This is a genomic window from Paenirhizobium cremeum (genome assembly GCF_047553425.1).
Lineage (GTDB): Bacteria > Pseudomonadota > Alphaproteobacteria > Rhizobiales > Rhizobiaceae > Allorhizobium > Allorhizobium cremeum.
In genome coordinates this window covers 4086712-4106602 of record NZ_CP180217.1, presented here as the reverse complement: position 1 = coordinate 4106602, position 19891 = coordinate 4086712, and the positions used below count along the sequence as shown (strand labels likewise).

The 19891-nt window shown below is 61.7% G+C and carries 24 protein-coding genes; 14 read left to right on the top strand and 10 right to left on the bottom strand.

Features of this window, described 5'->3' with window-relative positions:
* Positions 1 to 85 precede the first annotated feature (85 nt).
* Complete coding sequence (locus tag ACLBKR_RS19825; protein WP_113447018.1) at positions 86 to 1099, top strand: glycosyltransferase; 1014 nt, start codon at positions 86 to 88, stop codon at positions 1097 to 1099.
* Entirely contained in the window at positions 1096 to 1470 is a 375-nt protein-coding gene (locus ACLBKR_RS19820) for a GtrA family protein (RefSeq protein ID WP_113425132.1), read from the top strand. The genes ACLBKR_RS19825 and ACLBKR_RS19820 overlap by 4 nt, the downstream gene beginning before the upstream one ends.
* Before the next feature lie 7 nt (positions 1471 to 1477).
* Here the strand turns inward: ACLBKR_RS19820 and ACLBKR_RS19815 are convergent, their stop codons facing one another.
* The 3 genes from ACLBKR_RS19815 to ACLBKR_RS19805 all read right to left on the bottom strand — a co-directional run bounded on the left by ACLBKR_RS19815 (position 1478) and on the right by ACLBKR_RS19805 (position 4407).
* The gene (locus ACLBKR_RS19815) at positions 1478 to 2467 is read right to left on the bottom strand and encodes a Gfo/Idh/MocA family protein (RefSeq protein WP_113447019.1); all 990 of its coding nucleotides are present in this window, start codon (positions 2465 to 2467) and stop codon (positions 1478 to 1480) included.
* A gap of 140 nt (positions 2468 to 2607) precedes the next feature.
* Positions 2608 to 2889: a hypothetical protein gene (locus tag ACLBKR_RS19810; RefSeq protein ID WP_113447020.1), complete on the bottom strand. Its 282-nt coding sequence runs from the start codon at positions 2887 to 2889 to the stop codon at positions 2608 to 2610.
* Positions 2890 to 3000: 111 nt separating this feature from the next.
* Positions 3001 to 4407 carry a PLP-dependent aminotransferase family protein gene (locus ACLBKR_RS19805; RefSeq protein WP_113447021.1) on the bottom strand — a complete coding sequence of 469 codons (1407 nt, stop codon included), beginning with the start codon at positions 4405 to 4407 and terminating at the stop codon, positions 3001 to 3003.
* A 68-nt stretch (positions 4408 to 4475) separates the two neighbouring features.
* Here ACLBKR_RS19805 and ACLBKR_RS19800 point away from each other — a divergent pair, with 68 nt between their 5' ends.
* On the top strand, positions 4476 to 5216 hold the full coding sequence (locus ACLBKR_RS19800) for a pyridoxamine 5'-phosphate oxidase family protein (protein WP_113447022.1): 741 nt from the start codon (positions 4476 to 4478) through the stop codon (positions 5214 to 5216).
* A gap of 12 nt (positions 5217 to 5228) precedes the next feature.
* On the opposite strand, the gene ACLBKR_RS19795 is transcribed toward ACLBKR_RS19800, so the two are convergent.
* The gene (locus ACLBKR_RS19795; protein ID WP_113447023.1) at positions 5229 to 5732 is read right to left on the bottom strand and encodes a hypothetical protein; all 504 of its coding nucleotides are present in this window, start codon (positions 5730 to 5732) and stop codon (positions 5229 to 5231) included.
* A 135-nt stretch (positions 5733 to 5867) separates the two neighbouring features.
* Entirely contained in the window at positions 5868 to 7070 is a 1203-nt protein-coding gene (locus ACLBKR_RS19790) for an MFS transporter (protein ID WP_113443985.1), read from the bottom strand.
* A 131-nt stretch (positions 7071 to 7201) separates the two neighbouring features.
* Here ACLBKR_RS19790 and ACLBKR_RS19785 point away from each other — a divergent pair, with 131 nt between their 5' ends.
* Positions 7202 to 8020 (top strand): AraC family transcriptional regulator, encoded by an 819-nt coding sequence (locus ACLBKR_RS19785; protein ID WP_113447024.1) that lies wholly within the window; start codon positions 7202 to 7204, stop codon positions 8018 to 8020.
* A 115-nt stretch (positions 8021 to 8135) separates the two neighbouring features.
* Here ACLBKR_RS19785 and ACLBKR_RS19780 read toward each other — a convergent pair whose 3' ends face one another.
* Both ACLBKR_RS19780 and ACLBKR_RS19775 read right to left on the bottom strand, forming a co-directional pair.
* Positions 8136 to 9242, bottom strand: a complete 1107-nt coding sequence (locus ACLBKR_RS19780; protein ID WP_113447126.1) for a TRAP transporter substrate-binding protein — start codon at positions 9240 to 9242, stop codon at positions 8136 to 8138.
* A gap of 186 nt (positions 9243 to 9428) precedes the next feature.
* Entirely contained in the window at positions 9429 to 9902 is a 474-nt protein-coding gene (locus ACLBKR_RS19775) for a truncated hemoglobin (protein WP_113447025.1), read from the bottom strand.
* 209 nt (positions 9903 to 10111) lie between these two features.
* Between ACLBKR_RS19775 and mbfA the strand changes: the two genes are divergently transcribed.
* On the top strand, positions 10112 to 11095 hold the full coding sequence (gene mbfA, locus ACLBKR_RS19770) for an iron exporter MbfA (protein ID WP_112827584.1): 984 nt from the start codon (positions 10112 to 10114) through the stop codon (positions 11093 to 11095).
* Positions 11096 to 11218: 123 nt separating this feature from the next.
* Here mbfA and ACLBKR_RS19765 read toward each other — a convergent pair whose 3' ends face one another.
* Positions 11219 to 11638: a DUF2000 domain-containing protein gene (locus ACLBKR_RS19765; protein ID WP_113338473.1), complete on the bottom strand. Its 420-nt coding sequence runs from the start codon at positions 11636 to 11638 to the stop codon at positions 11219 to 11221.
* Positions 11639 to 11765: 127 nt separating this feature from the next.
* Between ACLBKR_RS19765 and ACLBKR_RS19760 the strand changes: the two genes are divergently transcribed.
* Positions 11766 to 12248, top strand: a complete 483-nt coding sequence (locus tag ACLBKR_RS19760) for an Lrp/AsnC family transcriptional regulator (protein WP_113447026.1) — start codon at positions 11766 to 11768, stop codon at positions 12246 to 12248.
* Positions 12249 to 12259: 11 nt separating this feature from the next.
* On the opposite strand, the gene ACLBKR_RS19755 is transcribed toward ACLBKR_RS19760, so the two are convergent.
* Entirely contained in the window at positions 12260 to 12877 is a 618-nt protein-coding gene (locus tag ACLBKR_RS19755; protein WP_112827581.1) for a transglutaminase-like cysteine peptidase, read from the bottom strand.
* Positions 12878 to 12991: 114 nt separating this feature from the next.
* Positions 12992 to 13801 (bottom strand): alpha/beta fold hydrolase, encoded by an 810-nt coding sequence (locus ACLBKR_RS19750; protein WP_113447027.1) that lies wholly within the window; start codon positions 13799 to 13801, stop codon positions 12992 to 12994.
* 197 nt (positions 13802 to 13998) lie between these two features.
* On the opposite strand from ACLBKR_RS19750, the gene infC reads away from it, so the two are divergent.
* From infC to pheS, 8 genes are all read left to right on the top strand, one after another.
* Complete coding sequence (gene infC, locus ACLBKR_RS19745; protein WP_112827826.1) at positions 13999 to 14535, top strand: translation initiation factor IF-3; 537 nt, start codon at positions 13999 to 14001, stop codon at positions 14533 to 14535.
* Positions 14536 to 14691: 156 nt separating this feature from the next.
* The gene (locus ACLBKR_RS19740) at positions 14692 to 15210 is read left to right on the top strand and encodes a hypothetical protein (RefSeq protein ID WP_414900095.1); all 519 of its coding nucleotides are present in this window, start codon (positions 14692 to 14694) and stop codon (positions 15208 to 15210) included.
* Positions 15211 to 15363: 153 nt separating this feature from the next.
* Complete coding sequence (locus tag ACLBKR_RS19735) at positions 15364 to 15831, top strand: hypothetical protein (protein ID WP_162757792.1); 468 nt, start codon at positions 15364 to 15366, stop codon at positions 15829 to 15831.
* Positions 15832 to 15835: 4 nt separating this feature from the next.
* Positions 15836 to 16501 carry a response regulator transcription factor gene (locus tag ACLBKR_RS19730; protein WP_113447029.1) on the top strand — a complete coding sequence of 222 codons (666 nt, stop codon included), beginning with the start codon at positions 15836 to 15838 and terminating at the stop codon, positions 16499 to 16501.
* A complete protein-coding gene (locus tag ACLBKR_RS19725) occupies positions 16498 to 17820 on the top strand; it encodes a sensor histidine kinase (protein WP_113447030.1) in 1323 nt (440 codons plus the stop codon). Before ACLBKR_RS19730 ends, ACLBKR_RS19725 begins: the two co-directional genes overlap by 4 nt.
* 174 nt (positions 17821 to 17994) lie before the next feature.
* Positions 17995 to 18198 carry a 50S ribosomal protein L35 gene (gene rpmI / locus ACLBKR_RS19720; RefSeq protein WP_099056273.1) on the top strand — a complete coding sequence of 68 codons (204 nt, stop codon included), beginning with the start codon at positions 17995 to 17997 and terminating at the stop codon, positions 18196 to 18198.
* 41 nt (positions 18199 to 18239) lie between these two features.
* Positions 18240 to 18644 carry a 50S ribosomal protein L20 gene (gene rplT, locus ACLBKR_RS19715; RefSeq protein WP_112827576.1) on the top strand — a complete coding sequence of 135 codons (405 nt, stop codon included), beginning with the start codon at positions 18240 to 18242 and terminating at the stop codon, positions 18642 to 18644.
* Between the two features lie 132 nt (positions 18645 to 18776).
* Positions 18777 to 19862, top strand: coding sequence for a phenylalanine--tRNA ligase subunit alpha (pheS, locus tag ACLBKR_RS19710; RefSeq protein WP_112827575.1), 1086 nt, complete (start codon positions 18777 to 18779; stop codon positions 19860 to 19862).
* Positions 19863 to 19891: the final 29 nt, after the last annotated feature.

Here is a 19891-nt window from a genome sequence, read left to right as displayed (position 1 = left end):
CGTGAAACCTAGCTTTAACGTTCTCAAGAAATAGTAAAGCGCCGGCGACGCCATGATGGCCGCCCCCTTTACACGAGAGCTTGCGATGCGCGGAATATGGCCTGACGATCTGGATGTGGCTGTTCTCCTGCCCTGCTACAATGAAGCCGCAACCATCGGCGACGTGGTGCGCAGCTTTCGCGAGGCGCTGCCTGCGGCACGCATCTATGTCTACGACAACAATTCGACCGACGGCACCGCGTTGACGGCTATGCTGGCAGGCGCGACCGTGGTGCGCGAGCGCCGGCAGGGCAAGGGCCATGTGGTGCGCCGCATGTTCTGCGACATCGAAGCGGACGTCTATGTCATGGCTGATGGCGACGGGACCTATGCGCCCGAAGACGCCGAGGAACTCATTCGCACGCTCATCACCGAACGGTCCGACATGGTGGTCGGCACGCGGCGCGGCGTGCATGCCGACGCCGGCCGCCAGGGCCATGCTTTCGGCAACCGCATGTTCAACGTGCTCTACCGCTTTCTCTTCGGCAATGATTTCACGGATATCCTCTCCGGCTACCGGGCATTTTCACGCCGGTTCGTGAAGAGCTTCCCCGCCGTTTCCGGCGGCTTCGAGATCGAGACGGAAATGTCGGTGCATGCGACCCGGCTGAAACTGCCGGTCTGCGAGCTGGAACTCGATTACGGAAGGCGTCCGGAGGGGTCCCATTCCAAGCTTTCGACCTTCCGCGACGGCGCGAAGATCCTCTGGATGTTCGCGATGCTGATGAAGGAAATCCGACCCTTTGCCTTCTTCGGCACAATCAGTGCGGCCCTGCTGGCGCTGAGCGTCGGTTTCATGGCGCCGGTGCTCTTCGAATTCTTCGCTACCGGTTACGTCAGCCGCGTACCAAGCTGGATTCTCGCCACAGTCCTGTTGATGATGTCGTTCCTGTCGCTAACGGCCGCGCTGATCCTGGATTCGCTCGCCCGTTCACGCGCCGAACACTTGAGGATCCACTACATGAACCTGCCTGCCCTGCGCCCCGCACTTTCGGAAAAGACGGCAAGCGGCAGCCACGAAAACAATGCCGTCCGCAGCGGCAAGGCGGATGCCGCATGAAAAAGCTGCTGCGCTTCGGCATTGTCGGCACGGCGGGCTTCCTGATCGATGCGGCGGTGCTGATGCTGTTGCTCAAGGCGACGCCGCTCGGACCTTTTCTCGCGCGCCTCATCGCAATAACCGTCGCCCTCGTCTGCACATGGTTTCTCAACCGAAGCTTCACCTTCGGGGCGTCGCGCCATTCGATTGCGGTCGAGGGCTTCCGCTACGGTTCGGTGGGTATCACGTCTGCCGTGGTAAACTACCTGCTCTATTCGGCACTGCTGATCTCGGCCCCGATGCTCACGCCGTTTGCGGCGCTTGTCTTCGCCTCCATCGCCGCCATGGCCTTCAGCTTCTTCGGCTATTCCCGCTTCGTCTTCCGGCGCTGAGGACAGTTTATACTTCCTCCCAGCCATCCTTTTCGCCGGCGCGATAGATCGCGTCGATGAAAAGCTGGTTGGCGCGGGAATTTTCGAGACTCACGACCTCGCTGTGGTCACCGGTCTCCACGGCATGGGCGAAGGCCTCGGCCTCGCGGCGATACTGACGGCTGTCCTGGAAACGGAAGATCTGCGACTCGCTATGCGCACGGTTGGTCAACTCCACCTCTTCCGCCCCCCAGCGGTCGGCATTGAAGGGCGAGCGGACCTCGATGAAACCGTCCGTGCCGTGGAACGCCATGGTCTGGCGATTTGCCATCTGGGTGGAGACGTAGAAACTCAGTTCGAAACCGCCGAAATCGGCCTTGACGCTCGCATAGATGTCGGTACCGAATTCCGGGTCGCGCTCGACCACGGCCTGCACGCGCTGCGGTTCGGCACCCGTCGCAAACCGGGTCGAGATCGCCGGATAGACGCCGATATCCGGCAGCCCGCCGCCGCCGAGCTCGGGCTTGTTGCGCATGTTGGCAGGGTCACGGTTGAAATAGGTGAAGGCCCCCTGCACGTGCCGGAGCCGGCCAATTGCACCTTCCGACAACAGCGAACGCACCTTGCGCCATACGGGAGCATAAGTCACCATGAACGCTTCCGAGACGAGAACGCCATTGCGGTCGCGGGCGGCAATAACGTCGTCGATCTCCGCGGCCTTGAGCGCCAGCGGCTTTTCGCAGAGCACATGCTTGCCGGCATCGGCCGCCTTGATGGCCCATTCGACATGCTGCGCCGTCGGCACGGGAATGTAGACAGCGTCGATCACATCGGACGCCAGCATCTCCTCATAGGAACCGAAGGCATGCGGCACAGAAAAACGGTCGGCCATGGCTCTCGCCTTGGCCAGATCACGGCTCGCCACTGCCGTGACGACGCAGTTCTCGGCATCCTGCATGGCAGGCACCACAAGATCGCGTCCGATCTTCGCCGTCGACAGAATTCCAAAACGCAACATGGGCCTCTCCTTGCATTTAAATCGTTTCAGAGAGGCAACCTATTGGCGCTCGAAGCCCTTGGCAAGGTCATCCGAAGGGTCAAGAGAGCAGCCGGTTTCCCATGCTGCACCGGCAGATATCACTGTTCCCGGTGAACCGGTCAGTCGCCCCCATCGCTGCCGCCATCGCCTCCGTCATTGCCGCTGTGGTTGTCCGCCGGCGACCTGTCCTTGTCGGTGGCAGATGTCTTCGCCCGGCTGCTGCGCTCGAAATTAAACAGCAGTTCATAAGCCGCATAGGCGGATGCGCCGAAAAACAGAATGGCCCAGCCGGAGGCATTGTTCGACAGCTCGACCAGTCCCCAGGCTGCGGGGGCAACCACCGTCAGGATGCGGCGCCAGAGCGGCTTGAAAAACGGATGCTGCGGATCGAGGAATTTCACGCTGTCTCCTACTCCAGCCCGGCCTCCCTGCCATGGCTTCCTGCTGTTCGCGTTCGCTCCTAGTAGCAGTGCGAACCCTTCATCGGCAAGGCATGCCCTGACGGCCATCTCTCACAAGGTCGCGACGAAACGGCTTGCAGCCGCCCGCAACTCCTCGCCGTCGAACCCGGAAAAGCCGATGACAAGCCCCTGCCGGGGCGTTCCGGAAACACTCATGGCAGACAAGGCCCGCACGCCAAGCCCTGCCGCACGCGCCTTCTCCACCATCGCCGTGTCCTCCGCCCCCGTAGGCAGGCGGGCGATGAGGTGAAGCCCTTGATCGGGCGTCTCCACCTCGATGCCGGCACGCGGATTGGACAGGAGCCCCGCGACCAGCTCGTCCCGCGCGACCTTGGTGCGCCGACGGGCGCGGCGCAGATGAGCGGCGAAATGCCCTTCGCGCAAGAGATCGGTAAGGGCTGCCTCTGCCAGCGTCGGCGGAAAACGGTCCGTACGGTTCTTCAGCGCCACGATCCTCTCTCGCAAGGAGGGCGGTGCGACCATGTAACCCATGCGAAGGCCGGGAAAGAGCGCCTTGGAAAAGGTGCCGATATAGATGACATGGCCGGTGTCATCCATGCCCTGCAGCGAAGTAAGTGGCGGCCCGGCATAGCGGAACTCGCTGTCGTAATCGTCCTCGACGATCCAAGCGTCGCTGCGCCGTGCCCAGTCGATCAGCGCCAGCCTGCGCCGCATGGTCATGGTGACACCCAGCGGAAACTGGTGCGACGGCGTGACATAGACAGCGCGCGCCGACGGCATCAGGTTCTCGCCGGCGACCGGGTCCATCCCCTCAGCATCCACCGGAATGCCCGAGAGACGCATTCCCGCTTCCGCAAAGGCGGTTCGCGCCATCGGATAGCAGGGGTCCTCGATCCAGACGCCATCACCCGGCTGCAAGGCGCTGCGGATGAAGAGGTCGAGCGCCTGCTGGGTGCCATGGGTGACGACGACGGAAGCGCCATCGCAGCGCACGCCGCGTGCCGTTCGCAGATAGGTGGCGACGGCTTCGCGCAGATCCGCCGAACCCTGCGGATCGCCATAATGGAAATGTTCGAAGCCTGGCCTTGCCAGATGCCAGGACATAAGCGCCCGGAACGTCTTCAACGTCCGAGCGTCGGCAGTCGCTATCCCCAACGTGCCCGGAAGGGGAGGCGCGATGTCGCCTGCCGCCTCCACGACCGTATCGGGTGCGCGAAGGACGGGAACCTGCGCCGCCACGAAGGTTCCGGCACCTGTGCGCGCCTCGGCAAAGCCGTCGGCGATCAGCATTTCGAAGGCGGCGACCGCCGATCCGCGGGAAACCTTCAGACGGGCCGACAGATCCCGCGTCGGCGGAAGCTTGGTTCCCGGCGCAATGGTCCCCGTCTCGATCAGCCGCCGGATGGCCCGGTAGAGTGCTGCCGTATGCGGCCCGTCATCCGGCAGGACCGGGATCAGGGCCGACCAGTCGGCCGAATTGGTCTTCACTTTTGACATGAAATTGGAGCTATTTCGAACCAATGCCTCTGGATAGATAGACCGACAACATTGAGGAAGGCAAGGTCATGTCCACCAGCACCATCGAAGCCGAAACCGGCTCCTATCCCGTTACCGACCGCAACCGGGTCAAGCGCCTGCACGAGCGCGGCAGCTATGACCGCACCGCCGTGCATGCGATCCTCGATGCCGGCATGCTCTGTCATGTCGCCTATGTCATCGACGGCCAGCCCTTCTGCACGCCGACGATCCACTGGCGCGAAGGCGACATGCTCTACTGGCACGGTTCGTCCGCGAGCCGCATGCTGCGCCATCTCAAGACCGGAACGCCGGCCTGCCTGACGGTCTCGCATCTGGACGGGCTGGTGCTCGCCCGCTCCGGCTTCAATCATTCGGCCAATTACCGCTCAGCCATGTGCTTCGGCACTGCCCGGCTGGTCGAGGATCCCACGGAGAAGGAAAAGGCGCTGCGCGCCGTCATCGACCGCTTCTATCCGGACCGCAGCACACTGCTTCGACCAACCACCGGGCAGGAGATCAAGGCGACGGCCGTCATCGGCATGCGGATCGAGGATGCTTCGGCCAAGGTTCGCGCCAAGGGCGTCGGCGATGACGAGGAGGATTACGGCCTGCCGATATGGGCCGGTGTCATTCCGGTCCGCACGGTACTCGGAGAGACGGAAGTCTCGCCGCATCTTCCGGCTGGCGTATCGAAGCCGGAAACGCTCTCGCTCTATGGGGCCGGAACAAGGCTGGACGACGCACTGACCGAGGCCCAGCGACTTTATGAAGAGGCCGGCAACCAATAAGGCGCCAAGGTCTCACTTCCACTCGTGGGCGCGATCTCCCTTGCAGGGCCGCGCGCTCACGAAAGCAGAGATGTCCTCGGCTTTTTCGGCATAGGCGAGCGCATCGGCATCGTCGTTGAAACCGATGAAGACCATGAGCATGGAAAGCGCCTTGGGGTGCCCCTTCTTCCGATAGGAGAAGTTGACGGCGCAATGCGGGTATCCGGCATCCATTGCGTGGTCCTGTGAAGCATCCACCGCAAGAGCTATGAACTGGCCGAGAGCCAGGAAACGATCGATCGCGGCGAAGGCCGTGGCCTGCGAGAGCTGCTGGTTGGCGCCGGTGCTGGCGGAGCGGCCGTAAAAAAGGCTGTCTGTCAGACCCTTCCGGCGCTTTGTTTCATAAACGATGAGCCCGCCTGCGACTGCCAGTTCCACTCGTACGTCGAATGTCTGGAACTGCTCCGACGAACGGTCAAGCTCGGCGAACAGGCTCCTCAGATCCGCGACGTAGTCAGAATAAAGTGCGATGGTCATGGAGCCCCGCCGGTGGTTCGATCAAAAGAAGCGCCGCTCCTAGCATGAGTCATCCGCCGGCGATACCGGGTCTTCACAGCGATGGTGCCCCACAAACGGAAACGGGCGCCCGTCGGATAGCCGACCTCCCGACGTTTACGCGCGCCGCTCACTCGGCAGGCGTGGAAGGAGAACGGTTAGCAGACCGAGAAGCGGCATGTAGGAGCAGACATTGTAGACGAACTCGATGCCCTGCCTGTCGGCGAAGACGCCGAGGACGGCTGCGCCGATGCCGCCGAAACCGAAGGCAAAACCGAAGAACAGGCCGGCGATCAGCCCGACGCGACCGGGCACAAGTTCCTGCGCGAAAACGACGATGGCCGAGAAGGCGGAGGAAAAGATGAAGCCGATCACCACCACCAGCACCGAGGTCCAGAACAGATCGGCATAGGGAAGCAGCAGCGCGAAGGGGATGACACCGAGGATCGAGAACCAGATTACCGCCCGCGAACCGAAACGGTCGCCGATCGGCCCGCCGAAGAAGACTCCGGCCGCCGATGCGCCGAGGAAGAGGAACAGCATGATCTGGGCGTCCTGCACGCCGACCCCGAACTTATGGATGGCGAAGAAGGTGAAGTAGCTGGAAAGGCTGGCCAGATAGGCATTCTTGGTCGCCGTCAGCACGATCAGGATGGCGAGCGTCCAGGCCACCTGGGAGCGCGGCAGCGGCAGCGTCCTGTTGGGCAAGGGTCGCCCGGCATTGCTGCGGCGGTGACGCATGTACCAGACGCTGACGCCCGAGAGTACGCCGAAACCGAGAAGCGCGATCAGCGAGAACCAGCTCAGGACGCCCTGTCCGCGCGGAATGACGATGAAGGCCGCAAGCAGCGGACCGATGGCCGTGCCGGTATTGCCGCCGACCTGGAAGAAGGACTGCGCCAGACCGTGACGTCCGCCGGAGGCGAGCCGGGCCACGCGCGATGCTTCGGGATGGAAGATCGCAGAACCGATGCCGATCAGGCAGGCCCCGACCACCAGCACCGAGAAATGCCCGGCATAGGCAAGGGTAATCAGGCCGGCGCAGGTGGACAGCATCGCCGCCGGCAGGGAAAACGGCATGGGCCAGCGATCGGTGACGATGCCGACGGCCGGCTGAAGCAGCGATGCCGTGACCTGAAAGGCAAATGTCAGAAGACCGATCTGCACGAAATCGAGTGCGTAGTTATCCTTCAGAAGCGGGTAGAGTGACGTCAGAAGCGACTGCATGATGTCATTGAGCATGTGGCAGAAGCTTGCGGCGAAAATGATGGAGAAGGCAGTCCTTTCGACCCGGCCTTCGCTGGCTGCTATGCTGGCCATCCCTTTTTGTCCCTCGTCCGTGATGATAAACCTGATCCGCATATACCCCTGCGCGGATTGACACTCGTCATATCCGGCTTGTCGCTGGCCCGCTTTTGTGTTGTGGTCGAATTCTTTCGAGAGTGGGCCAAATGCGCGTTATTGATCTTACCGGGGCTGCTCAGAGCGTCGACCGGGACTACCACAATCAGAGCCTCATCTGGATCGAGCAGGCAAACGAGCCGGTTCTGGCGCTTGGCCGCGTTTATCCCGCCGGTTTCAAAGTTGCCCTTCATTCGCACAGGCGCACACAGCTCTGGTTCGCACGGCGTGGCATCGTGCTCGTCAGCACGGATGACAGGCGATGGATGATCCCGCCCGGCCATGCCCTCATCATTCCCGCCGGCATGGAACATTCCGCCGAGATGGTCAGCGCCGTTGAAATGCGCTCCATCTATGTGAATGTCGCAAGCGACGGCGCCAGCCGGCCGCGCGTGGTCGAAGTCACTCCGCTTGCGCAAAACCTGATCGAGGAACTGGTCGAAGTGGAGGAAAAACCGGTCAGGCAGAACCGTCTGGCCATGGTCACCGACCTGCTGCTCGACGAATTCCGCCAATTGCCGGAACGGCCGCTCGGCCTGCCCTTTCCCAATGACCAGAGACTGGCACGGCTTTGCCGGCAATTCCTGAAAGTTCCCTCGGCAAGCGTCAGCATCGACGACTGGGCGCTGGACATGGGCATCGGCCGTCGCTCCTTCACGCGGCTGTTTCGTGCGGAAACCGGAATGAGCTTCGTGACCTGGCGGCAGCAGGCATGCCTTTTCGCATCCCTGCCAAGACTGGCGGATGGCGAGACGATCACCAATGTCGCGCTTGACGCCGGCTACGAGAATATTGCGGCCTTTTCCACCATGTTCCGGCGCATGCTCGGCCGTTCGCCCCGCAGCTATCTGAAGGCGCAGACGTCTTGAGGCGAAAGCCGCCGCAGCGGCTTTGCGACCGGGGATGCAGGCTTCCCTATCACGGCAAAAAGCCCCAGATCTTTCGATCCGGGGCTTTCGAACTCGTCTTCTGGATTGTTTTGGCTCAGAGCGTGCCGGCGCGCTGCTGCAGCATCATATAGGTGTCGAAGCCGTATTCGGCGACCTGCGCCCAGAGATAGGCGTCCTTCTTGAAGGCCTGCTGGCTGTCGTAGAGCTTCTTGAAGTTCTCATTCTTGGCGCTGAGACCGGCATAGGTCTCAAGAGCTGCCTTGTGGCAGACGTCAAGGATATCCGAGGAGAAGGCGCGAAGCTGCGTGCCTTCTGCCACGAGCTGGCGCAGAGCCATGGCATTGGAGGCGTCGTAGCGGGCAAGCATCCGGGCGTTCGCCGCCGCGCAAGCGTCGGTCAGCATGCGCTTGTAGTTTTCCGGCAGCTCGTTGAACTTGTCGAGGTTGAACATCGCGTGCACGGTCGGGCCGCCTTCCCACCAGGCCGGATAGTAATAATACTTGGCGACCTTGTAGAAGCCGAGCTTGTAGTCGTCATAGGGACCGACGAACTCGGTGGCATCGATCGTGCCCTTTTCCAGCGCCGGATAAACGTCCGAACCGGCGATCTGCTGCGGCGTCACGCCGACCTTGCCCATGATCTCGCCGGCAAGGCCGGCAATGCGCATCTTCAGGCCCTTCAGGTCGTCGATGGTCTTGATTTCCTTGCGGTACCAGCCTCCCATCTGGGCGCCGGTATTGCCGGCCGGAAGCGCGTAAAGGTTATAGCCGGCGAGGAACTCGTTCAGCAGTTCATTGCCTCCGCCGGCGGTGAACCACGCGTTGGTCATGCGTGCATTGAGGCCGAAGGGAATGGCCGTGCCGAGCGCAAAGGCCGGGTCCTTGCCGATGTAATAATAGCAGCAGGTATGGGCCATCTCGATCGTGCCAGAGGCCACGGCGTCTGCGGCCTGCAGCGGCGGCACCACTTCGCCGGCAGCAAAGGTCTGGATGGTGAAATTGCCGCCCGAGGCTTCCGACACGCTTCTGGCGATATCGGTTGCGGCATCGAAGATGATGTCCAGGCTCTTCGGGAAGGACGACGTCAGGCGCCAGGTGATCTGGGGATTTTCCTGCGCGATGGCAGGCGCTGCAAGTCCGGCGGAGGCTGCAGCACCCAAGCCGACGGCGCCGGCCTGTTTGAAGAAATTACGGCGGTTCATGGTCATCTGCCCTGGTTGCTTCCTGTCGTCATCGTTTCCTCCCGGCCTCCTCCGCCGGCGCGGTCTTAAGCACGACCGTCGCCAGGTTGCAAGACCGGCGATGCGGGGAATTGCGCCGGAACGCCTCATGCTTTTCGCAAAATTGCGCGGATCGCAGGCCAGGAAATCAGAAAACTGCGCGAAGACTCATCCGGCGGATGCCTTGCGGCGGGGGTCGTCTAAGGCCGGATTGTAGAAAAGAGAGAGGACCAGACTGCGGGCGATACGTTCGGCGGTCGCCATGAACCAGGCCTGCGCCGCCTCGCTCGCCTCAAGATCGGCAAGCGTCGCGCGGAAAAGCGCTAGCCATTCGATAAAAAGCCCCTCGGTGATACCATTCACCCCTTGATGGGCCTGGACCGGCTTGCCGCCATAGGCGCCATTCTTGAAAGCCACCGAAGTCCAGAATGCCTTCATGCGCTGAAGATGGGTGGGCCATCGCCCGGCAAGCCGCGCATCGAAAACGGGGCCGAGCGTCTCATGCGCCTGCACACGGCCGTAGAAGGTCTCGACGAGACGGTCGATGAAGGCCACGTCGACGCCCATCGCCGCCATCTCGGCGGCGGCTCTTTCCAGGATCTCGGCGCGGTTGGCCGCCCTGCCGGTCAGTTCGTTTTCCATGACCTTCTCCTTTGAGTTGCCGCGTAACCTTCTCATGCTCTTACGGCTGGCATTCGTCAAACGGGAGGGCCGGGGCCGATCGTCGCATCTATGCGCGGGCGTGGCGGAATGCGATCGATCTGCGTCGATTGGCCTTACGCCAGCCTCTTGACCAGTGGTAGGGCAGGTACTTATTTTAGAATAATTCTAAAAATTGGAGTCTTCCATTCATGTTCCGCAGCCTGTTTTCAACGGCAAAGCGCTCCTTCGACAGCCTCAGCGAGCAGGAAATCCTGGCGCTGGCGATTTCGTCCGAAGAGGACGATGCGCGCATCTATCTCGCCTACGCCGACCAGCTCCGGGCGCAATATCCCCAGTCGGCGAAAGTGTTCGAGGACATGGCAGAGGTGGAGCAGACCCATCGTAACATGCTGATCGACATGCATCGCCAGCGTTTCGGCGAGCGCATTCCCCTGATCCGACGCGATCACGTCGGCGGTTTCTACGAGCGCAAACCCGACTGGCTGCGCGCCAACCAGTCGCTGGAGCAGATCCGCGCGGAAGCCGGAAAGATGGAAGAAGGCGCCTACCGTTTCTATGTGGAGGCCGCCAAGCGTACGAGCGATGCCTCGACCCGCAAGCTGCTCGGCGATCTGGCGCTGGCCGAGCAGGGGCATGAAGAAATCGCCGCCATGCTCGGCGAGAGACATGTGCCGGGCGAGGTGGCGGCGGAGGAAAACGAGACAGCGCGGCGGCAGTTCATCCTGACCTATGTGCAGCCCGGCCTTGCCGGCCTGATGGACGGCTCGGTCTCGACGCTGGCACCGATCTTCGCCGCAGCCTTTGCCACCGGCGATACCTGGCAGACCTTCCTCGTCGGGCTCTCGGCCTCCGTCGGCGCGGGCATTTCCATGGGCTTCACCGAAGCCGCCCATGACGACGGAAAGCTTTCCGGCCGCGGTTCGCCGATCAAGCGCGGGCTTGCTTCCGGCATCATGACCGCTCTCGGCGGCCTCGGCCACGCCCTGCCCTATCTCATCCCGCATTTCTGGACGGCGACGCTGACCGCCGCGGTGGTGGTGTTCTTCGAACTCTGGGCTATCGCCTTCATCCAGAACAAGTACATGGAAACGCCGTTCTTCCGTGCGGTCATGCAGGTCGTATTCGGCGGATCGCTAGTGCTCGCCGCCGGCATCCTGATCGGCAATGGGTGAGACGCGACCGAGCGCAAGCGCCCGCTGAAATCGATCCAGCGAATCGATTTCAGCGTCGAACGCCACGAGCCAAAAGCGAGTGGCCGGGCGTATCCGTCGGTCACAACCCGGCTCACGTCCCCCTCACCGCAACAGCTTCAACGATCCCGTCAGCGACTTCACCCATTTCGACGGCCCGGCAATCCCGAGGCCGTCGATCTTTTCCTCGCCAAGATCCCGACCCGGCAAGGATGCCTCGTAATCGGCATAGATGTGCAGGGCACGGGCGAAAGCCGGGAACGGAACAATGGCGCCCGCCGGATCGGCACCCGCCAGCGCCTTCAGCATCAGCCTGCGCAAGGCCTCATCATCCGCCTGAAGGACCGGCACCGGCAGGCTGGAACTGATGTCGATCCGCCGCCCCTTGGCGTCCTCAAGCCGGCGCGCGGCCAGCACAGGCAGCTTCGCACCAATTCCGATGGAGATCGCTCCAACGGTATTGGCGAGAAGGCCCTGGGGCAATTCGGGATTGACGACGATGGCGATACGAAGGTCTTCGCTCATTTCTGCTCCGGCTTTGTGTTTTCGAGCAAAAACTAGTGCTGCGCACCGGAAATTTCCTATCTTTTATTACTGTCTCAATCCATGATTAGGTAGAATCTACCAATTTATTGAATTACTGAGGTGGATCATGCCTGAAAATGCACTGGAGCCCGTGGACGTCAGGATACTGGAGGCGCTGCAGGCCGATGGACGGATGACCAACCAGACACTATCGGAGGAGGTCGGGCTTTCAACTTCGCCATGCTGGCGGCGCGTGCGACAACTGGAGGAAACCGGCGTCATAAGGGAGTATCGCGCCGAACTGGACCGCAAGAAGATCGGTCTCGGCGTGCACGCCTTCATTCGCGTCAAGATCGACAGCCACAGCGAACAGGAGGCGGAGGAATTTTCGGCCAGCGTCTCGAAGCTCAAGGAGGTCGTCGCCTGCTACAGCATTGCAGGCGATGCCGACTTCCTGTTGCAGGTGGTCTCGCCGGACCTCGACACCTATGCGGATTTCGCGATGACTGTCGTGCGCCGCCTGCCGCGCATCAAGGAAATGCAAACGACCTTCGTGTTGAAGGAAATCAAGCCGTTCGAGGGTTTCCCGCTGTCCTTCGCCCGAAGGTAGCGCTTTCGTTCTTACTTGAGAGCGCCGACCATGACGTCGGTGGTGCCGTTCTCGATGGTGACCCAGCGACCCGAATCGAAGCTCGCCTGCCGCTTGAGGTAGGTGTAGGGCGTATTGGTCCAGAGCTTGACGTCGTCCGTGAGGTTATCGAGAACGAAATCGCCTTCCGCGGTTCGCAGCGTCAGCACCGCATGGCCTTCTCCGTCGGGCTTGCGCAGGACGGTAATCAGTAGGTCGGACGGAGAGAAGCCCGCTTCCATTAGCTTCTTGCGCTTCAGGAGAACGTAATCCTCGCAATCGCCGGCATCGCTCGGATAGGCCCAGACTTCCTCGCGCCCGTATATCTCGGCATCGGTCATTGGCGTGATCGCGGCATTCACCGAACCGTTGACTTCCCGCACGATGCTCCAGCCATGGGCGGTGACCCGCGGCGCCGGACCAGGCCTTGTCCGGACGCTGCATTCATCGGGATAGCTGCGGCAGAACTCGTAATGGCCGATCGGCTGAGACGTGATGTTGCCCGTCTGCATGGACAACTGGGTCTTCGGCGCCGTCAAGGCAGTGCTGGCAGGCGCCATGACCGCCAGCGAAACCACCAGCGCAGCAAGCGCTTTCGAACCGTTCATCATGAACTCGTCCCCTTAATCGTTAACAAAACGTTAAGGTTCAAGCGGCGTGCGAGTCAATCACCGCGGTCCGTGGCGCGTTAGGGATTTGTCAACTATGGTTAAAATGCGACACGATCACTCCGGCAACATCGAAGCGATTGCCGCCTTCATGCGGGCGATGTCCTCCGGCCGGGACAGCCTGTGGTCTCCGTCGCGCACAAGCGTCAGCACTACGTCATCAGCCGGCAGGAATTCCATGAGTTTCAGCGCGTGCCTGTAGGGCACGTCGGGATCGGCCATGCCCTGCAGGATATGCACCGGGCAGCCCGTCTCGATGATGCCCTTCAGCACCTGGTTTTTCCGGCCGTCCTCGATGAGGGCGCGGGTGAAGATATTCGGCTCGGGACTGTATTCGGAGGGTTCCTCGAAATAGCCGCGCTCGGAAAGCGAGACACGCTCCGCCTCCGAAAGGCTCGGCTCGATGAGGTCGATGGTGAAATCCGGCGCCGGCGCGATCAGCACCAGTCCCGCAACCTTCGGCCCGCGGCCAAGCCTTGCCAGTTCCTGGATGACACGGATCGCGATCCAGCCACCCATGGAGGAGCCGACCAGAACAACGGTTTCCGGCGCGGCATGTTCAAGTACGGCCAGCGCCTCTTCCGTCCAGCGGCTAATCGTGCCCTCGTGGAACTCGCCGCCGGAGGCGCCGTGACCGGAATAGTCGAAACGAATTGCAGCGAGCCCCTTTTCGGCCGCAAGCGCGTCGAGTTCCATGGCCTTGGTGCCGGTCATGTCGGAACGGTAACCGCCGAGCCAGACGAGTGCCGGTATCGCCGGCGGGGTGTGCTCCTGGCGCCGGCGCAGCAGCATGGCGATCGGCCGCGCATCGCCACCCCCGCCCACAGTCAACTGCGTTCCGACGATCCCGTTTTCACCCTCGGCCATGCCCGTTCTCCTTCTTGCCCGCACCATGCGACGTTGCGGCCTGTAAAACACACTCGCGAAGGAACGGACAACAGGTGATTTTCTATGGAAGGCATGCTATTGACTTAGAACCCGCAATCGCCATCTTGCCTGCGCACGAGATTCCAGCGCAGCGAGAACGTTGCGGTTATCCGGAACATTTCGAGGAGAATACGACCATTCGCAGACCTTTCAAAGCCGACGCCCCCGTCAAGGATGGGCCGCGCTCCAACCGGGAAATCAGGGTTCCCAAAGTTCAGCTTATCAATGAAGAAGGCCAGAATCTCGGCATCGTGCCGACGGATCAGGCGCTCAAAATGGCGGAGGAAGCCGGTCTCGATCTGGTCGAGATTTCGCCCAATGCCGAGCCGCCGGTCTGCAAGATCCTCGACCTCGGCAAGCTGAAATACGCCAACCAGAAGAAGGCGGCCGAAGCGCGCAAGAAGCAGAAAATCGTTGAGGTCAAGGAAATCAAGATGCGACCCAACATCGACACCCATGACTATGAGGTGAAGATGAAGGCGATGGCGCGCTTCTTCGAGGACGGCGACAAGGTCAAGGTGACGCTGAAGTTCCGCGGCCGCGAAATGGCCCACCAGGAACTCGGCATGAAGCTGCTCCTGCAGGTCAAGGAAGATACCCTGGCCATCGCCAAGGTCGAAGCCGAGCCCAAGCTCGAGGGACGCCAGATGATGATGGTGCTCGCTCCGAAATAAGTGTGCTCCAAGGCCCCATGAAAAAAGCCGCCTCAGGGCGGCTTTTTTCATGACTTGCGCTGACAATCCGCTGACAGGCGGACGGGCCGTCCTGTCAGGACGACGAGTGCAAGATGTTGTTCATCGAGATCATTCATGTTCAACATCGGAGGAAAAATGATGTTCGCCCTGCTGCGCAAACCCCTGCTCCTATCGAGCACCGCCCTGCTCTCCCTGACCCTGCTGCCCGCCATTGTCTCGGGCATTTCCCTTCCGCTGTCCTCCTCGATCATATCCGTCGCCTATGCCGACGATGATGGCGGAGACGATCATGGAGGCGATGACCATGGCGATGACAGCGGAAACGACAGTTCAGACGACAGCGGTGGTGACGACGATAGCAGAGATGATGCTTCCGACGACGACAGCGATAACGACGCCTCCGATGACGACAAGACGGACGACAGCGATATCCATGACGACCAGACCAGCAACCGCCGCGATCGCAATGTCGAGACCAGTCTGGTCGTCAACGAAACCCAACTGCGTGGCCTGACGAACGGAACGATGATCGCGGTAGACCAGAACGGTCGTCGACTGCGGGTCGAAATCGAACAGGAACACGGCATGACCGAGGTCAAGTTCGAAGCTCCCAGAGGCACGGTCACGCAAGTTACAGTCGTCCCTGTAAACTGATTGCGCTTGAAATGGCCGCGGCGCGGCCGCCGGTACTGCGCGCCATTTCTCCCCGCCCGGCCTCGGGCGGGGCTCCTTTCGCCCCGGTGGCGCGGCAATGAAACAAACGCTACTCTCAACCATGAACCAAGTCCGAGGAAAAGCGTCATAGGCATGATGGCTATGGAAAGGCGACATTTCATCTTGTTGCTCGCAGCGGCGATGCCGCTTGCCATCACACTTGCGCATGCCGCACCAGCCAGAGCCGACGACGATGGCGGCGATGACAGCGGCGGTGATGGCGGTGATGGCGGTGATGATGGTAGTGACGATAGCGGCGGCGGGAGCAATTCCGGATCCGAAGACAACGAGAGCAATGACAGCTCCACTGGCGAAAGCGAAGCCGGCGAGGACGATCACGTCAAGGCGCGCGACGCCGTCCGCGAGGGGCGCATCCTGCCGCTTCGCGAGATCCTTCGCCGTGTGGACGCCATGGAGGCCGGGCGTGTGATCTCCGTCGATCTCTCGCTCGAAGGCAAATCGCCCTTCTATACGCTCAAGGTCGAGAACAATAACGGCAGCGTGCGCACTCTTCGCCTCAATGCGGTGACCGGCCGCAAGCTGTCCCTGTTCGGGTGGTAACGCGATGCAACTGCTGCTCGCCGAAGACGATCGCGACATAGCAGATCACACCAAGGCCAAACTTGAGGCCGAGGGGTATCTCGTCAACCATCTCGCTACGGGTCCGGAAGTATGGGCCGAGGGTGAAACAGGCGACTATGCGGCGATCATTCTTGACCTCGGCCTACCTGGCATGGATGGCCTCTCCATATTGAAGCGCTGGCGAGCAGCCGGCCTCGACACGCCGATCCTAGTGCTGACGGCCCGGGGTTCATGGATGGAGCGGGTTGACGGCTTCGAGGCCGGTGCGGACGACTACCTGCCCAAGCCGTTCCGCAGCGAGGAACTGCTCGCACGTCTCAAGGCGTTGCTGCGCCGCGCACGGGGCAAGCCTTCCCCTGTCAACTCCGCCGGCCGGTTTGTCATCGATGACCAAACTCGCCGCGTCACCTATGACGGCCGCCCGCTCGAACTCACAACGCTGGAATATCGCTTGTTGCAGCTTCTTGCCAGCGCCCCCGGTCGCGTCTTCGACCCTATCGAAATTGCCCGCCATGTCCAGGGCCGCGATGACGATGCCGCCAAGAACGCCGTCGAGGCAATGATCACAAGGCTCCGTCGCAAGACCGATCCGGAAGCGATCGAAACGCGACGCGGCTTCGGCTACCTGTTGCCGGACAACCAGACATGATCCAATCCCTCCGGATCCGGCTCGCCGCCGGCGCCATGGTTGCGATCGTCTTCATCCTGCTGCTGGTGGGCTTCGGTCTCAGCCGCGTCTTCTCGAACTACGTTGCAGAGCGATATCGGGTCGAATGCGCGACGATCATCGATCAGCTTGCAGCAGCTCTCGAGCTTCGCGACGGAAAAGCCGTTCTGGAAAAAACGCCGACCGATCCCCGCTTCAACCTTCCGGGAAGCGGCCGTTATTGGCAGATAACGCCCGCGACGGGCGCCGCGCTGCGTTCGCGGTCGCTCTGGGACGTTGAACTGCCCGCCGACCTGCCACGAGCCGACCATGGCTTCATGGCGGCGGAAGGACCGGATGGCGCCGGCCTTTTCGTCTACAGACGCCAGATTGCGCTCGACGATGAAGGCGGATCCCACGGCTTCATGCTTTCGGCTGCGTTCGATAGAAGCGAACTCGATGACGCCGTCGCACAGTTTCACAGCACGATGGCGCTGATGCTCGTTCTGACGGCAGCGGTTTTGGTCGCTGCCGCGATTTTCCAGGTTGGCGTCGGGCTTTCCCCCCTTGCGCGACTTCAGCAACGGGTCGGCCTTGTCCGCTCGGGGCAGGCCAACTCGGTCGAGGATGTCGGCGCCTCCGAACTCCGGCCACTCGTGTCCGAACTGAACCTGCTGCTGACTGAGCGGGAAACCGCGGTGGAAAGGGCAAGGGCACGCGCGAGCGATCTTGCCCACGGGCTGAAAACGCCGCTCACCGTGCTACTGCAACTGACCGATCATCTGCCTCCGGCCCAGAAGAAGCTCGCGCGCCAGCAAGTGGACCTGGTTCGCCAACGCGCCGACCGCCAGCTCCAATCGGCAAGGCTCGGCGTAGAACAGATGGCGCGGACGGAACTGGCTCCCTTGGTCGGCAAGCTGGTGAGCGTGCTGAAACCCGTGACCCAGTCCCGCAATGTCGATTGGGAAATCCATATCGATGAGCGGCTGACCGCCGACATGGATGCGGCCGATCTCGCGGAAGCGCTCGGCAATGTGCTCGACAACGCGGCGCGCTATGCCCTCGGTCGGATTCATATAGCGGCCATTGTTGCGGATGGAGCAATCGTCATCACCGTCGAGGACGACGGACCCGGGATCGCTCCGCACGAACTCGCGACACTTCCTTCCAGGGGCCGGCACCTCGGGGCGGACGACGAGGGTTCCGGTCTCGGTCTATCGATCACGGCGGAGATTCTTGCTGCCTATGCGGGCGCAATGGAGCTCGAAGGCTCCCGACTCGGCGGTCTGGCGGTCAGACTGAGGGTTCCGCTGCGCACGTAGCGGATCACGAGGAGAGACAAAGCCCAAGAATCCGTCGAACCCCGTTGCGCTTTTGTCCCTTCGCGGTTATAAGCGCGCGTCCGAACGGTCCGGCAGGGCATGCCGTGGCCGTTTCTAATGCTTGAAAACCGGCTTTCGTCGGCTGGTTTCTCACAAAAACAATGGAGTAGCAAAATGCCCAAGATGAAGACGAAGTCCTCGGCCAAGAAGCGGTTCAAGATCACCGCCACTGGCAAGGTTGTCGCTGCGGCTGCCGGCAAGCGCCACGGCATGATCAAGCGGTCCAACAAGTTCATCCGCGATGCTCGCGGTACGATGATCCTCGCCGAAGCTGACGGCAAGAAGGTTATCAAGAACTACCTGCCGAACGGTCTCTGAGACCTTCCGCCCAACTGGACCAAGTTTAAGGAGATCATGACATGGCACGCGTAAAACGCGGCGTTACCGCCCACGCCAAGCACAAGAAAGTATTGAAGGCAGCCAAGGGCTTCTACGGCCGCCGCAAGAACACGATCCGCGCAGCAAAGGCTGCCGTCGATCGTTCCAAGCAGTTCGCCTACCGCGACCGCAAGGTCAACAAGCGCAACTTCCGCGCCCTGTGGATCCAGCGTATTAACGCTGCCGTCCGCGAATTCGGCCTGACCTATGGCCGCTTCATCGACGGCCTCAACAAGGCCGGCATCGAAGTCGACCGCAAGGTTCTGTCCGACATGGCCATCCATGAGCCGGCAGCTTTCGGCGCCCTCGTCGAAGCTTCCAAGAAGGCACTTGCCTACCTCAAGGAAAACGGCACGGCCAACGAGTTTGAAAGCGCGGTCAAGTAAGCCAGCGCTTCCCAAGCTCATTGCACAATCCGATTGGGAAACCCGCGCTGGCAGGGCTGGCGCGGGTTTTTTCATATCATCGTCACGCCGGGACGTCAGGCTCGGCAGAGGAACCAGGGCAGGAAAGACAAGATGTCCGATCTCGACAGTCTGAAAATAGCGCTTCTTTCGGATGTTACGGCAGCCGAAGACGAGGCCGCGATCGAGGCAGTGCGCGTTGCCGCGCTCGGCAAGAAGGGTTCGGTTTCCGAACTGCTGAAGACGCTGGGCAGCATGACGCCGGAAGAACGCCAGACGCGCGGTGCCGCAATCAACGCGCTGAAGAACGAACTGACCGAGAAGATCACCGCCCGGAAGAGCGAGCTGCGCGACGCGGCGATCAACGCCCGCCTGAAGGCAGAGACCGTCGATGTCAGCCTGCCGGTGCGCTCCTCGCCCGCTGAGCGCGGCCGCATCCATCCGATCAGCCAGATCGTCGACGAGATCACCGCCATCTTCGCCGACATGGGCTTCTCCATCGCCGAAGGCCCGGATATCGAGACCGACTACTACAACTTCACGGCGCTCAATTTCCCCGAGGGTCATCCGGCCCGCGAGATGCACGACACCTTCTTCCTGTCGCCCGACGAGAACGGCGAGCGCAAGGTTCTGCGTACCCATACCTCGCCGGTGCAGGTGCGCACCATGGAAGCGCAGAAGCCGCCGATCCGCATCGTCATTCCCGGCAAGACCTATCGTCAGGACAGTGACGCCACCCATTCGCCGATGTTCCATCAGGTCGAGGGCCTCGTCATCGACAAGACCGCCAATGTCGGCCACCTGCGCTGGGTCCTCGAGGAATTCTGCAAGGCCTTCTTCGAGGTCGACAAGGTGGTGATGCGCTTCCGCCCGTCCTTCTTCCCCTTCACGGAACCGAGCTTCGAAGTCGACATCCAGTGCGACCGCTCCTCCGGCCCGATCGTCAAGTTCGGCGAAGGCACCGACTGGATGGAAATTCTGGGCTGCGGCATGGTTCATCCGAACGTGCTGCGCGCCGGTGGTCTCGATCCGGACGAGTATCAGGGCTTTGCCTGGGGCATGGGCCTCGACCGCATCGCCATGCTGAAATACGGCATGCCGGACCTCAGAGACTTCTTCAACGCCGACGTGCGCTGGATGAGCCATTACGGCTTCCGCCCGCTCGACGTGCCGACACTCTTCGGCGGCTTGAGCGCGTAATTACCGATAGCCCTGCGGAAGTCTTCTGC